General features: G+C 63.6%; 14 protein-coding genes and 1 pseudogene. 11 read left to right on the top strand and 4 right to left on the bottom strand.

The window, feature by feature from the left end:
• Positions 1-29: 29 nt before the first annotated feature.
• Complete coding sequence (locus tag PLD_RS28055; protein WP_159897944.1) at positions 30-725, top strand: DUF1963 domain-containing protein; 696 nt, start codon at positions 30-32, stop codon at positions 723-725.
• A gap of 93 nt (positions 726-818) precedes the next feature.
• Positions 819-1,670: a CAP domain-containing protein gene (locus tag PLD_RS28050; protein ID WP_159897943.1), complete on the top strand. Its 852-nt coding sequence runs from the start codon at positions 819-821 to the stop codon at positions 1,668-1,670.
• 114 nt (positions 1,671-1,784) lie between these two features.
• Here the strand turns inward: PLD_RS28050 and PLD_RS28045 are convergent, their stop codons facing one another.
• Positions 1,785-2,459 (bottom strand): ATPase, encoded by a 675-nt coding sequence (locus PLD_RS28045; protein ID WP_159897942.1) that lies wholly within the window; start codon positions 2,457-2,459, stop codon positions 1,785-1,787.
• 264 nt (positions 2,460-2,723) lie between these two features.
• Here PLD_RS28045 and PLD_RS28040 point away from each other — a divergent pair, with 264 nt between their 5' ends.
• On the top strand, positions 2,724-3,365 hold the full coding sequence (locus tag PLD_RS28040; protein WP_159897941.1) for a LysE family translocator: 642 nt from the start codon (positions 2,724-2,726) through the stop codon (positions 3,363-3,365).
• A 73-nt stretch (positions 3,366-3,438) separates the two neighbouring features.
• Entirely contained in the window at positions 3,439-3,864 is a 426-nt protein-coding gene (locus PLD_RS28035; RefSeq protein WP_256674793.1) for a hypothetical protein, read from the top strand.
• A gap of 10 nt (positions 3,865-3,874) precedes the next feature.
• On the opposite strand, the gene PLD_RS28030 is transcribed toward PLD_RS28035, so the two are convergent.
• Positions 3,875-4,057, bottom strand: coding sequence for a DUF1289 domain-containing protein (locus PLD_RS28030; protein WP_159897939.1), 183 nt, complete (start codon positions 4,055-4,057; stop codon positions 3,875-3,877).
• Between the two features lie 3 nt (positions 4,058-4,060).
• Positions 4,061-4,432: a hypothetical protein gene (locus PLD_RS28025; protein WP_159897938.1), complete on the bottom strand. Its 372-nt coding sequence runs from the start codon at positions 4,430-4,432 to the stop codon at positions 4,061-4,063.
• A gap of 114 nt (positions 4,433-4,546) precedes the next feature.
• Here PLD_RS28025 and PLD_RS28020 point away from each other — a divergent pair, with 114 nt between their 5' ends.
• On the top strand, positions 4,547-6,430 hold the full coding sequence (locus PLD_RS28020) for an amidohydrolase (RefSeq protein WP_159897937.1): 1,884 nt from the start codon (positions 4,547-4,549) through the stop codon (positions 6,428-6,430).
• Between the two features lie 198 nt (positions 6,431-6,628).
• Here PLD_RS28020 and PLD_RS28015 read toward each other — a convergent pair whose 3' ends face one another.
• On the bottom strand, positions 6,629-8,200 hold the full coding sequence (locus PLD_RS28015) for a murein L,D-transpeptidase (RefSeq protein WP_159897936.1): 1,572 nt from the start codon (positions 8,198-8,200) through the stop codon (positions 6,629-6,631).
• 153 nt (positions 8,201-8,353) lie between these two features.
• On the opposite strand from PLD_RS28015, the gene PLD_RS28010 reads away from it, so the two are divergent.
• The 6 genes and pseudogenes from PLD_RS28010 to PLD_RS31325 all read left to right on the top strand — a co-directional run bounded on the left by PLD_RS28010 (position 8,354) and on the right by PLD_RS31325 (position 12,926).
• On the top strand, positions 8,354-9,079 hold the full coding sequence (locus tag PLD_RS28010) for a murein L,D-transpeptidase catalytic domain family protein (RefSeq protein WP_159897935.1): 726 nt from the start codon (positions 8,354-8,356) through the stop codon (positions 9,077-9,079).
• A gap of 106 nt (positions 9,080-9,185) precedes the next feature.
• On the top strand, positions 9,186-9,503 hold the full coding sequence (locus PLD_RS28005; RefSeq protein WP_159897934.1) for a hypothetical protein: 318 nt from the start codon (positions 9,186-9,188) through the stop codon (positions 9,501-9,503).
• Positions 9,504-9,558: 55 nt separating this feature from the next.
• Entirely contained in the window at positions 9,559-10,080 is a 522-nt protein-coding gene (locus PLD_RS28000) for an alpha-ketoglutarate-dependent dioxygenase AlkB (protein WP_159897933.1), read from the top strand.
• A gap of 87 nt (positions 10,081-10,167) precedes the next feature.
• The gene (locus PLD_RS27995; RefSeq protein WP_159897932.1) at positions 10,168-11,049 is read left to right on the top strand and encodes an alpha/beta fold hydrolase; all 882 of its coding nucleotides are present in this window, start codon (positions 10,168-10,170) and stop codon (positions 11,047-11,049) included.
• A 248-nt stretch (positions 11,050-11,297) separates the two neighbouring features.
• Positions 11,298-12,068 (top strand): annotated as a pseudogene (locus tag PLD_RS31330) (MCP four helix bundle domain-containing protein); the annotation flags it as partial.
• Positions 12,063-12,926: a methyl-accepting chemotaxis protein gene (locus PLD_RS31325; protein WP_371929105.1), complete on the top strand. Its 864-nt coding sequence runs from the start codon at positions 12,063-12,065 to the stop codon at positions 12,924-12,926. The pseudogene PLD_RS31330 and the gene PLD_RS31325, both read left to right, overlap by 6 nt.
• Positions 12,927-12,980 lie beyond the last annotated feature (54 nt).

Raw genomic sequence — 12,980 nt, 5'->3', positions numbered from 1 at the left:
CTTCCCCTGACAGGAAATCAGCCCTGACCATGGACATTCAGGACATCCAGCGCCAATTGGCCAAGCCGGCACTGCAACTGATCCCCGGCGGCTTTCGCCCGACCCACAGTGACGAGGAAAGCTGGCTGGGCCGGGTCTTTCTGTTTCGCGAGGATGAAGAGTTGCCGCGCAACAGTGCCGGAGAAACCCTGCTGCCGTTTGCCCAGTTCTACCTGCCGGCCCTGCCCTGGCACAGCCCGCTGCTGGACGGCGTGCGGGTGCTCACGGTGTTCGTCGCCAACCCCTTCCCCGAGCCCCTGGAACCCATGGGCGAGCGCTGGCTGATTCGCGAATACCGGGCCGAGGATGCCCTGGTGCGCAAGGAGCTGCCGGCCCCGGGAGCCTTTCTCAAGCCCTTCCCGGTCAAGGCCCAGGCCGTGCCCGAGGACTATCCGCTGTGGGACGGCGGTGGCGTGCCGGAAGACCTGGAGCGGGAAATCCTCGAGCTGGAGCGCTCCGGGCAGATCCAGTGCTACTACGACCTGGTGAGCCATTGCTACCAGCACAAACTCGGGGGCTATCCATCGTTCTGCCAGTCGGGGATCGATGCCGGAGACGGTTTCGAGTTCGTGATGCAGATTTCCTCCGACGCCAAGATCAACCTCAACGTGGTGGACAGCGGCAGCCTGATGTTCTGGAAGCACCCCGGCAGCGGCGAATGGGCGCTGTACTTCGACTTCTATTGAGAGACGCCGGTGAATCGCGATTTCATCCTCCAACGGATGAAAAGCCCGGGCCCCGGGTGCATCATGGCCGCTGTCATTTTTCGGGAGACCTTCATGCCCCTGCGTCCATTGCTCTTGCCCGCCGCCGCCCTGTCGCTGGGCGTGCTGGCGGCCACTGGCGCCGCCGCCGACGACCAGTCGCAACTGATCGAGTCGATCAACGCCTACCGCAGCCAGCCACAACGTTGCGCCAACCAGGCCTCCTCGGAGCTGCCGCCGCTGGCCAGCGATCCGCGCCTGGTCCTGCCGGTGGACAGTGTCGGTGATCTGCAGCAGGCCCTCACGCGGGCGGCCTATCCGATGGTCAATGTGCAGGCCATCACTCTGACGGGCCCGCGAGACGCCCAGGCGGCGATGCAGGCGGTGCGCGAGAGCTTCTGCCAGGTGGTACTGGACCCGCAGTTCATCGACATCGGGGTCAATCGCCAGGCCGAGCAGTGGCGCATCGTCCTCGCGCGACCATTGCTGTCCGCGCGTCTCGGGGATTGGCAAGCCGAGGGCCAGCAATTGCTGGCCCAGATCAACACGGCCCGCAGCCAGCCGCGGCAATGCGGCGGCCAGCGCTTCGCCGCCAGCGCACCGCTGACCTGGAATGCCACCCTGGGCAGCACCGCCGAAGCCCACAGCCGGGCCATGGCCAACCAGAACTACTTCGACCACAAGGACCACGACGGCCGCACCCCGGGTGATCGCGCGGAACTGGCCGGTTATGCCGGGCAACAAGTGGGCGAGAACATCGCCGCCGGCCAGGACAGCGTGCGCAAGGTGCTGGACGGCTGGCTGGCCAGCCCCGGGCATTGCGCCAACCTGATGAACCCGGCCTTCAGCGAGTTGGGAGCAGCCTACGCGGTGGACCCGAAAAGCGATGCGGGGATCTACTGGACGGCGATGTTCGGCGCGCCTTGAGGCCGCTGGCCCCAACACAGCTGGCGGACCGACGCACCACGCGCATCGCGCCCTGGCAATGCGCGCAAACGCCCCCGAACCAGCGGGGCGTTTTTGATCCAGCTCATGCAGGTGTTACTGATTGACCGCCACCTGCCCGACCGGCCCTCGGCCCACCAGCGCCTTGAGGGACGCATCGAACTGCTTCAGGGCATCGACCTGCAACGCAGTCTGTTGGTTGATCTGCGCTGCAATCTCCGGCGCCGCCTTGCCACGGACCCAGACCGACGGTAGTTCCTTGGCCTGTATGCCTTCAGCCTGACCGATGTACTGCAGGTTGGCATCGTAGAACTTGGCGATGAACCGCGCCTCGACCTTGCTGTTGCGCTTGCTCACCAACTGGTTGTAAGTGTCAAGCATCACCACCACGTCGGGGCGGGCCTGAACCACAGCGTCGAGGTTGTCGTAGACGGTCACTGTCGCGAAGTGTTGTTGCAGTGACGCCATCACCCAGTTGATCGCCCGCAGCGGATCGGAGCTGTCGACAAAGGCGGCACTGATGCGCGGATCGAGCCCTGCATTCTTCGCGCCCTTGAGCGCCACCGAGTGGTATTGCTCAAGGTACTGCACAGTATTAATGGTGTTCTGGCTGTACAGCACCCCCGCCGATTGCGCCTGATGCAAATCGACACCGCTGTCGGCCATCGGCAAGAAGCGGCAAGAAGTATCCTCAGCCACCGCGGCCATTGCAGGAGTTCCCGGTCCCGCAATCAAGACAACGACAAAGGTCAGTAACGTCGAGATTTTCATCGGATGTTTCCTTCTGCTGCCAGCACGGGGTGACAACTATCTTCCTCCTTTGTAGGAAAAACGGAACCTGCACTTTTTGATGATCACTATTGATTGCAGCAATGATGTAACGCCACTGGACACCTGGGCGCTCTTTGCCCGGGCAGCTAAAGGCTACTGATGCCAAAAGTATCGACGCAGAGCCATCGACGACACTTTTTCTTAAGATTTATCTGGGCATTAGGCGGTAGCATCCAAACCACTTTCGCCCAACGAGTTCGAACCATGGATGCTCACTCGATATTGACGTTCACCCTGGTGGCGGCGATCGCCATCGCCAGCCCTGGCCCGGCCACCCTGGTAGCACTGCACAACAGTGTGGCCTACGGCGCCAAGTCGACCCTGTGGTCATCCCTGGGCAATATCAGCGGCCTGTTCTGTATGTCCGCCGCGGCCATGCTCGGCCTGGGCGCGCTGATCGCCAGTTCCGAATCGGTCTTCAACGCGGTAAAGATCGTCGGCGCCGGCTATCTGTTCTATCTCGGTGCCAAGCAGTTGTTCAGTAAACGCCAGCTCCTGAGCGCCAGCAGCGCCGACAACGGCAAGCTCGCCCCCCCGCCGCGTCTGAAGTTGTTCAAGTCGGCCTTCCTGACCGCCGCCACCAACCCCAAGGCGACGATTTTCTTCACCGCGCTGTTCCCGCAGTTCATCGACCAGCATGCGGCGCTGCTGCCGCAGTTCTTCATCCTGACCCTGATCTTCATGGCCCTGTCGCTGATCTCCCTCAGCGTCTATGCCGTGCTCGCTTCTCGGGCCAAGGGCGTGCTGACCCGACCGGCGCTGTCCAAATGGGTCAATCGCGTAGTGGGTTCGACCTTCATCTTCTTCGGCACCACCATCCTGGCCATGCGCCGGCAAACGGCTTAGGCAATCAGACGCTATGCAAATCGATCTACTGAATGGGGCGATGCTCGGTCACTGGGAGACCTCTGCAGGCGTTATGCAATGCGAATTGCAGTTCGGCAGCCGCCTGTTTTATGTCCAACATCCCACCAACGAGCCGCCTCAGCGCCGGCTCGCCGCCGCGCAACAACAGGTGCAGGCAGCCTGGGACGACATCCCCCTGGCCCTGGCCTTTGCCGAACAGCGGTGTGAGCCCGGCATGCGCACAGTGTGGCAGTGGTACGCACGAGGCGCCCTGTCGTTCCCGCCGCTGGCGGTCTACTCGATTCATTTCGAGCTCGACAGTCCCTATCCGTCCTACAGCCTCTCTCTCAACCCGGACTTCAATTGGAAGGCCAGCGTTAGGCTGGAAGATGAACTGGGACAGGAGCACCTTCAGCCTCTGGCCCAATACGAACCTCGGGAAGGCTTCTGGTTGAGTGTACGGCGACTGGGCGCCGGACAATTCCAAAACCAAATCTGAGCGCCGCGCCTCAACCCTTCTTTTTCTGCAAGGCCTTGAGCCGCGCACTGGCCCGCTGCACGGCGGCCATCTTTTCCGGGCGCTTCATGCGCTTCCATTTGCGGATGTCGTCCTTGGTCCGCCCGCAACTCAGGCACAGGTCGCCGCTGAGCTGGCACACAGCGATGCAGGGGTTGTCGATGTCCTTGGCCATGGCTCAACCCCGTCCCGGGCGCAGGCGCTTGAGGCGTTGCACCCAGTCACCGGCGTTGACCCGGCGGCACTGTTCTTCGCTGTCGAAGAACACATGGGCGGCCAATGAGTCCAGGTGCACCCCGGCTTCGTTCAGCGCCCGGGCCGTCAACTCGATCATCAGCGTGCCCTGGCCCGCGGCCAGAGCGCGCTCCTTGCGGGCCTGGGTGTCGAACACCCAGACCACCACCAGGCTGGCGGGAAAGGTCGCGTAATCCGCCTCGTGGGTCAGCCAGGCAAACCCCTCGATCTGCGCCTTGGCGCTTTCGCAAGCCTCGGTCAGGGTGGCTGCCAGCAAGCGTTCCATGGCGGCCTGCTGGCGTTTGTTCAATGGCATGACGGCCCCCGATAGGCAAAAAAAGGCCGCACACGATACCTCAAGCTTCTCGGTCGAGAAGCATCTTTGCGTCTAGGCTTGAAGCCTCCTACGTACCTTCAAGGAAGAATGGTCATGCTACGACCCTCACTCAGGCGGCTCCTGGCCGCCCTCCCGCTCGCCTGCGGCAGCGCCATGGCCGCCACGGGCGCCCCGGTGGCGGATGCCATCTGGTTCAACGGCCCGATCATCACCCTCGACGACAAACACCCCAACGCCCAGGCCGTGGCGGTGAAGGACGGCAAGATCCTTGCAGTCGGCGAGCAAGCGCTCGTCTTGAAGAGTCAGGGACCGGCGACGCAGATGCTCGACCTCAAGGGGACCACCCTGCTGCCGGGCTTCATCGACCCCCACGGCCACGTGTCGATGGTGGGCTTCCAGGCCGCCAGCGCCAACCTGCTGCCACCGCCGGACGGTGCCAACAACACCATCCCCAAGCTTCAGGAAACCCTGCGCAACTTTGAACAGCAGTCGCCGATCCCCAAGCAGTTCGGCGTGCTGTTCGGTTTTGGCTATGACGACTCCCAACTCCAGGAACAGCGTCACCCGACCAAGGACGACCTGGATGCCGTGTCCAAGGATGTGCCCATTGCCATCGTCCACCAGTCTTCGCACCTAGGGGTGCTCAACAGCAAGGCCCTGGCGCTGGCCGGGATCGACGCCACCACCCCCAACCCCGAAGGCGGGGTGATCCGCCGCGTCGAGGGCAGCCAGGAGCCCAACGGCGTGCTGGAGGAAAACGCCTTCTTCAACGCCCTGATCAAGATCTTCCCCAAGCTCACCGCCGACCAGGCGGTGGACATGCTCAGCGCCGGACAACAGCTGTACATCAGCTACGGCTACACCACCTTGCAGGACGGTCGCTCCTCGCCGGACCAGGTCAAGACCGCGATCAAGGCGGCCAGCGAGGGAAAACTGCTGGCAGACATCGTGTCCTACCCCGATATCCTCAGCCCAGGCACCAAGGAACTGATGGTCGCGCCCTGGTATCACCCGAGCGACCAACCGGTGAACTATGACCACCACTTCCGTATCGGCGGGGTCAAGCTGACCCTGGACGGCTCGCCCCAGGGCAAGACCGCCTGGCTCAGCCAGCCCTACTTCAAGCCGCCCCAAGGCCAGGACGCCAGCTACGCCGGCTACGGCGTGGTCAAGGACGATCAAGCCCTGGCGATCTACAAAGAAGCCCTGGCCAATCGCTGGCAGATTCTGTCCCACACCAATGGCGATCGCGCCATCGATCAGTTGCTGAGCAACATGCGCGAAGCGGAAAAGGCCTACCCCGGGGTCGATGTGCGTCCGGTGATGATCCACGGCCAGACCCTACGCCAGGATCAGGTGACCGAGCTCAAGCAACTGAAGATCTTCCCCTCACTGTTCCCCATGCACACCTATTACTGGGGCGACTGGCACCGCCAATCGGTGCTGGGGCCACAGCGCGCAGAAAACATCTCGCCCACTCAATGGGTGCTCAAGGCCGGCCTGAAGTTCACCACCCACCACGACGCCCCGGTGGCGCTGCCGGACTCCATGCGGGTGCTGGCGGCCACGGTCAATCGCACCACTCGCACCGGTTATGTGCTGGGAGCGGAGCAACGAGTCACACCGTTACAGGCCTTGAAAGCCATGACGCTCTGGTCGGCGTACCAACATTTCGAGGAAGACCGCAAAGGTTCGATCACCCCCGGCAAGCTGGCGGACTTCGTGGTGCTGTCGAGCAACCCATTGACCGCGAAGCCCGAGACCCTGAGCGATATCAAGGTGTTGAAAACCATCAAGGAAGGCCAGGTGATCTACGCGCGGCCGCTCAGCGTAACGGCATTGCCACCGCCGTTCGGCATGCAGGGTGATCCGTCGCTGCCAGCCCCGGCCGGCATCAAGGCCGTGGCCCAGGGTGACGGCGATCTGGGGCCGGCGCTGGATGTGATCTACGACAAACTGGCCCCTGACCAGCCTTGAAACCAAAAAACCGCTCTCCCATACGGGGAAAGCGGTTTTCAGTGAACGGCGGTCGGCCTGCATGGCCACAGAGCCGGCTCGCGCTTCGGCCAGCCGCGCGGATCAGCCCGACACTTGCCGCGCCACCCGCGCTGGCCACCCACGGCGCTACGCCAGCGCCCCACGAATCCCCCCGCCCGACAAGCACCTGGCCCGGGGTTAGAGCTTGCTGGCCAGGGCTGCCGACAGCACCGCGTCACGTCCGTAAATGTCCGGGGCATACAGCAGTTGGCCGTGGTCATCGGCCTGCACCGTCCAATAGCTGAGCAGGATCGGCACCGGTGTGCTCAGACGGAATTCATGGGTCCGTCCGGTGGCCAAAAGTTCATTGCTGCGCAAGCGCTCCGCCGGGCTCAGCAACCAGTCACGTAATTGCAGCGCCTGTTCGACCCTGACGCAGCCAGAGCTGAACGCCCGTGGCCCCTTGCTGAACAAGGCCTGGCTGGGGGTGTCGTGCAGGTACACGGAAAACGGATTGGGAAAGCGAATGGCGATGCGCCCCAGGGGATTGCGCGGCCCCGCGCCCTGGCGCAACAGGATGTTGCCAGGGCGATCCCAGTCGACGTCCTCGGCGGCCAGGGGTTGGCCGTTGGCGTCGAGCACCTGCAGGTTATGCCGGCTGAGAAAGCCCTGGTCCCGGCGGATTTCCGGCAACTTGTCTTCTTTGAGAATGGTCGGTGGCACGGTCCATGTCGGATTCAAGGTCAGCCGTGTCACCCGGGACTTGAGCAACGGGGTCTGGCGCTCGGCGCGACCGACCTGGGTCCGGGTCTGCCACACCACCGCGTCATGTTGGTAGTAGGTCAGTTGCGCAGCCGCGACGTTCACCAACAGGATATTCGGTTCGAAATCCTGGGCCAGCCAACGCAGGCGTTCGAGGTTGATGCGTATTTGCTCGCGACGCTGACTCGGGCTGATATTCAACTCTTTCAAGGTGCCCGCGCCGACCACGCCGTCAGCTTGCAACGAATGGCCGATCTGGAAGTTTTTCACCGCGCTGACCAGGTCGTCACTGTAGAGGTTGTCCGGGCTGGCCACCGGATCGGGCAGATAGCCGCCCTGGTACAGACGCTGGATCAACTCGGGAACACGCTTGTCCTGCATGTTCGGGCGCAACAGCGGCCCCCCGGCCACCAGCGGCCAATGACGCAACGCTTGCTGACGCTCATGGGCATAGGCTTGGCGCAGATTACGATACTGTTCGAGGTTCGGCCGCGCCTGTTCGAACGCCCTGGCGAGGTTTTCGACACCCGGCACCGCGATCGCCAGCAATGCTGTCTGGCGATCATCCGGCAACGGTTGGGCACGCCACAGTGGCTCGAAACGCGATTGCGACAGGCGCCCGTAATGCACATCCTGTAAGGCTTGCAGGTACTGGTGAGTGATCTCGATATCGGTGCACGGCGCCTCCCCCTCCGGGGTCGGCAACGGCAGGCGGTACCGCCCCGGATCCAGACCGTCATCGCCCAGTTGCGCCAACTGTGCCTGCAAGCTCGACAGCCGCCCCGCGACGGACCACACCACCTGCTCACCCTGTTGCCGATAAAAACCCTGCAGCAGTTGCTGCGCAGGTGCGTTCCATTGCGGGGCCTGGGCCGGGCACGCTACCGCCAGTTGCCGCAGCGCCAGTTGCATCGGGGTCGCCGATGCTTCCGGCTGTTGCTCGGCCAGCGCGACCAATGGCGCGGCGAGCAAGCACAGGCTCAAGTAACATGCGTGTTTTTTGAACAACTGCTTTACTCCAATCCGAGGCCGCCTGCATGGCGGCCAATCGTTACGGCAGATACGCGGGAGCATCAGGCCTGGGTTTTGCTTATATAAACCAGACTGCCGGGAAAATGACAGGACGTCAGGAGCTAAAGTGACCATGGGGACTCTGTACACATGCTGACCTTCTTGAGCCGATTCTGCCTGGCGGCCGTCGCCCTGGGCGTTATTTGCACGTCATCCCTCGCCGCCAACAAGCCCCGTCCCACCACCAGCCCTACGCTGTACGCCAGCCTCGCTCACGCCGCGCCGGAACTCAATCCCCAAGCCCTGAAAAGTGCAATCAGCGCCATGCAATGCGCGGTCACCGGTGGCGCCCGGCAGGCACGACACCTGGCGGTGATCGACTACTCGCAGCCCTCCACCGCCCGGCGCCTGTGGATCTTCGACCTGCGCAGCAAAAAACTGGTGCTGCGCGACCTGGTGGCCCACGGACAGAAATCCGGGGAAAACTTCGCCACCCAGTTTTCCAATCGCCTGGGCAGCTACCAATCCAGCCTGGGCCTGTTCCGCACCCAGGAAAGCTACGAAGGCAGCCATGGCTATTCGCTGCGCATGGACGGGCTGGAGCCGGGCTTCAACGACCGCGCCCGGGACCGCGCCATCGTGATCCATGCCGCCGACTATGTGAACCCGTTATGGAGCCAGCGCCAAGGTCGCATCGGCCGCAGCCAGGGCTGCCCGGCCGTGCGCCCGCAGGTGGCGCGCCAAGTGATCGACAAGCTCAAGGATGGCCAGTTCATGTTCTCCTGGTACCCGGACCAGCGCTGGCTGAAATCTTCGCCCTACCTCAATTGCCAGCCGCGCCAGGTGGCGAGCATCCTCAGTGCCAATGGCGGCTGAGCAAACGCGCTGAACGCAGCGGCCAGACCGCTGCCGGGTTGCGCCAAGCGCCGGTGACGAGATACCGTTGCCGACTTGGAGCGACACCTCACCCGAGCCGGACCTCATGCCTTCAGCGCACACCCTGCTTCTCCATCATCCCGGACCACGCCCGGGATTCTGTCGAGTCGCCGAACACCTGTGGGGCGCCGGTTGCAATGTGGACTCCGATGGCGACAGCAGAACCCCCGACGACGAGCAGTGGACCGAGCTGACCCTGAGACTGCGCGACTCCAGCGAGCAACGCCTGGACATCGACCCGCTGTCCCAGGCGCCCCTGGTCTTGCGGATCCGCGCTTCTGAGGCGGAGCTGGGCACCAGGGCCGCGCACTTCATCCAGTCGGTGGCAGGCGGCATCCTCCAGACACACGTCACGGACCGATAAGGACCGGGCCTCGCCCTCTGGCAATGGCCCTCCTTCCCCCACTGGCAACGCTTTTATGAATCCACCCGAGATCGACTTTTTCCCCGACTTCATCGCCGACCCGCTGCGGTTGTTCAACCACCTCAAGCAGGGCGTGCAATGGGACGAGCGCATGCGTGCCCGCAAGACCGCCAGCTTCGGCGCGCCCTATGATTATTCGCAGATCACCTACCCGGCAGTGCCGATGCCCGAGGCCCTGGCACAGCTGTGCGAGCCGATCGAGCAACGACTGGGATTTCATCCCAACAACTGCCTGCTCAACTTCTACCCAGACGGGCAGTCCTCCATGGGCTTTCATTCCGACGCCAACGAACAACTGGTGGAAGGCACCGGGGTGGTGATCGTCTCCCTGGGTCAGCCGCGGGCCATGGTGTTCCGGCACAAGGAAAGCGCTGCCACCTTCGACTACACGCTGGCCAGCGGCTCGCTGCTGCATATGTCCGACGAGTTGCAAAAACACTGGCTGCACGCGATCCCCAAGGCGCCGGATGCAGGCGAACGCATCAGCCTGTCGTTTCGCCTGCTCAAGGTGCAATAGTGCTGGACGCGGTCAGGATCGACCCTTGACTCGCGCCTCGCCCCGTCGACAATGCCCGCCTGTGCCCACCGCTCTCCAAGAGGCCCCATGCAGTTGCTTCCCTGGTCCTATCCGTGCCCCGAAGGCTTCACCCTGCGCGGCCTGCGCTCCGAACCTTCGGGCAAACCCTTGCTGCATTTTCTTCATGGCAACGGCTTCTGCTCCATGGCCTATCGCCCTCTACTGGCCTTGCTGGCCGAGTCCTTCGATTTGTGGCTCAGCGACGTCCAGGGCCATGGCGACAGTGACCATGGCGGCCCGTTCCGCGGCTGGAACCGCACGGCACAACTGGCCGCCGAGGCATTCGAAGCCGGGCGCGGGGCCTATGCCGAGGTGCCGTGCTACGCCGTCGGCCATAGTTTTGGCGGGGTGCTCACCAGCCTGATCCTGGCCGAACGCCCCCAGCTGTTTCGCAAGGCGGTACTGCTGGATCCGGTGATCTTCAGCCCGTCGATGATCAGTTCCCTGAGGCTGCTTTCGGCCCTGGGCCTCAATCGCCGCCACAGCCTGGCACGCAAGGCCGCAGCCCGGCGCCAGCATTGGCCGGATCGCGCCGCGGCCAGGGCCAGCCTGGCCAACCGGGGAGTCTTCAAGGGCTGGAGCGAAGACGCCCTGAACGCCTATGTCGAGCACGCACTGAAGGACGACGGCCAGGGCGTGGCGCTCAAATGCGCCCCGGAACGCGAGGTGGACATCTTCAGCAGCTTCCCCCGGCACCTGTGGCGTTCCCTGCGTCAGGTGCAGACTCCGAGCCTGGTGATCCACGGCCGCGACAGCTACCCCTACGTGGCCCGTTCGGTGAAACGCTGGGCCGCCATCAATCGCCACCTGAGCACGCAACTGGCCGAGGGCCAGCACTGTTTTATGCAAGTGGACCCGGCAGCCAGCGCGCGGGCCATTCAAGGCTTTCTGCACCATCAAGGCCGCTGAAAACCCCGTCGCAGACACCCCAGACCAGATGTCACCGTGATATCATTGCCCGGTTTTCCAGACCGGGCCGTGCATCCTGATCGCCCTGGAAAGCCCTGGACAAGGCGCCGCCCAGATGCGCCTGCCACCCCGCCTTGTGTGTAAAAGACCGTCGGCGCCATGGAGCCTACTCCACAGCGCGCCGCACCGAAGCAAATCGGCGATGACCATCGCCGGTTGTACTTTTTGCTGCCACAAGGATCACCGCCATGCTGTTGAGAACGATGAATATTTCCCGCCGCGCAGGGTTCAGCTTTGCCCTGATCGCCCTGCTGGCGCTGGGACTGGGAGGCTTCTCGTTGCTGGAAATGCAGCGCATGAACCAGCAATCCCTTGAGGTTGACCAGAACTGGCAGCCGTCGATCGTCGCCGCCAACGCCGTGGCCCTGACCAGCACCCAGATCCGCACCATCACCCTGCGCATGCTACTGGTCAGCGACAGCCGCGATGTGCAAGTGCTGCTCTCGCGTGTCGCTCAGCTCGACGAACAGCTCAACCAGCAACAGGCCACCTACGAAAAGCTCATCAGCGAGGCCGATGAGCGGGCCGCCTTTGAGCGCTATGTGAACGCCAAGGCGGCGTATCTCACTGAGCAGCACAAGGTGATCGAGCAAGTGCGCCAGGGGCACAAACAAGCCGCTATCGATATTGTCGACGGCGGCCCATTCCTGGCCAACGCCGACGCCATGCTCAAGGAACTGCTGAGCATTATCGACACCAACACCCAAGGCGGCGTCGCTGCGGCCGCGCAAAGCAATCAGGTGTTCCACAGCGCCGTTGGCCTGGTTCTGCTGATCATGTCGATCGTGGTAGCCCTGACCATTGTCCTGGCACTGCTGCTGACTCGCAGCATCGTGCATCCTTTGGGCGAAGCGGTGAAGGTCGCGGAAACCATCGCCAGCGGCGACCTCGGCCAGAGCATCACGGTCAGCGGCAAGGACGAACCGGCGCGCCTGCTGCAGGCCCTGCAAAGCATGCAGGCCAGCCTGCGCGGGACGTTGCAGCGCATCGCCGACTCCTCCAACCAACTGGCCTCGGCCGCCGAAGAGTTGCACGCGGTCACCGAACACTCGACCCAGACCCTGCACCAACAGAGCAACGAAGTAGAGCAAGCCGCCACCGCCGTCAATGAGATGACCGCCGCCGTGGAAGAGGTGGCACGCAATGCCGTGAGCACCTCGCAGGCCTCCCAGGAAACCGACCGCACCGCCCACCACGGCCGCGAGCAGGTGCAGCACACCGTGGACTCCATCGGCCAACTGGCGGCAGACGTGACCCAGACCTGCGAACGGGTCGAACACCTGGCGGTGGACGTGCGCAATATCGGCCAGGTGCTGGAGGTGATCCGTTCGATTGCCGAGCAGACCAATCTGCTGGCCCTCAACGCCGCCATCGAAGCGGCCCGGGCCGGCGACGCCGGACGCGGCTTTGCCGTGGTCGCCGACGAAGTGCGGGCCCTGGCCCATCGCACCCAGCAGTCGACCCAGGAGATCGAAAGCATGATCAACACCATTGAGGAAGGCACCGAGGGCGCGGTCAGTGCCATGCGCACCAGCAACGAACGGGCGCACTTGACCCTGGAAGCCGCCCGCGCCTCAGGGCTGGCCCTGGACCAGATCACCCAAGCCATCACCATGATCAACGAGCGCAATCTGGTGATCGCCAGCGCCAGCGAGGAGCAGGCCCAGGTGGCGCGAGAGGTGGACCGCAACCTGATCAACATCCGCGACCTGTCGACCCAAACCTCGGCCGGGGCCAACCAGAGCAACGCCGCCAGCCAGGAACTGTCGCGCCTGGCAGTGGACCTCAACGGCCTGGTGAATCAGTTCAAGCTCTGAACAGGCAGCGGCAAACTTCGAGCGGCAAGCTTCAAGTTCAAGTTCAAGTTCAAG

This window comes from Pseudomonas sp. LD120, assembly GCF_009861525.1.
GTDB lineage: Bacteria > Pseudomonadota > Gammaproteobacteria > Pseudomonadales > Pseudomonadaceae > Aquipseudomonas.
Note: the sequence above shows the minus strand (reverse complement) of the source record. Positions and strands in the feature narration are given on the sequence as shown.

Bases quoted from the DNA above. Each gene is read 5' to 3' on its own strand.
- PLD_RS28030 (WP_159897939.1), bottom strand. From the start codon at position 4,057: ATGGCCAAGGACATCGACAACCCCTGCATCGCTGTGTGCCAGCTCAGC.
- PLD_RS28020 (WP_159897937.1), top strand. From the start codon at position 4,547: ATGCTACGACCCTCACTCAGGCGGCTCCTGGCCGCCCTCCCGCTCGCC.
- PLD_RS28035 (WP_256674793.1), top strand. From the start codon at position 3,439: ATGCAATGCGAATTGCAGTTCGGCAGCCGCCTGTTTTATGTCCAACAT.
- PLD_RS28010 (WP_159897935.1), top strand. From the start codon at position 8,354: ATGCTGACCTTCTTGAGCCGATTCTGCCTGGCGGCCGTCGCCCTGGGC.
- PLD_RS28025 (WP_159897938.1), bottom strand. From the start codon at position 4,432: ATGCCATTGAACAAACGCCAGCAGGCCGCCATGGAACGCTTGCTGGCA.
- PLD_RS31325 (WP_371929105.1), top strand. From the start codon at position 12,063: ATGCAGGCCAGCCTGCGCGGGACGTTGCAGCGCATCGCCGACTCCTCC.
- PLD_RS28055 (WP_159897944.1), top strand. From the start codon at position 30: ATGGACATTCAGGACATCCAGCGCCAATTGGCCAAGCCGGCACTGCAA.
- PLD_RS28040 (WP_159897941.1), top strand. From the start codon at position 2,724: ATGGATGCTCACTCGATATTGACGTTCACCCTGGTGGCGGCGATCGCC.
- PLD_RS27995 (WP_159897932.1), top strand. From the start codon at position 10,168: ATGCAGTTGCTTCCCTGGTCCTATCCGTGCCCCGAAGGCTTCACCCTG.
- PLD_RS28000 (WP_159897933.1), top strand. From the start codon at position 9,559: ATGAATCCACCCGAGATCGACTTTTTCCCCGACTTCATCGCCGACCCG.
- PLD_RS28005 (WP_159897934.1), top strand. From the start codon at position 9,186: ATGCCTTCAGCGCACACCCTGCTTCTCCATCATCCCGGACCACGCCCG.
- PLD_RS28050 (WP_159897943.1), top strand. From the start codon at position 819: ATGCCCCTGCGTCCATTGCTCTTGCCCGCCGCCGCCCTGTCGCTGGGC.
- PLD_RS28045 (WP_159897942.1), bottom strand. From the start codon at position 2,459: ATGAAAATCTCGACGTTACTGACCTTTGTCGTTGTCTTGATTGCGGGA.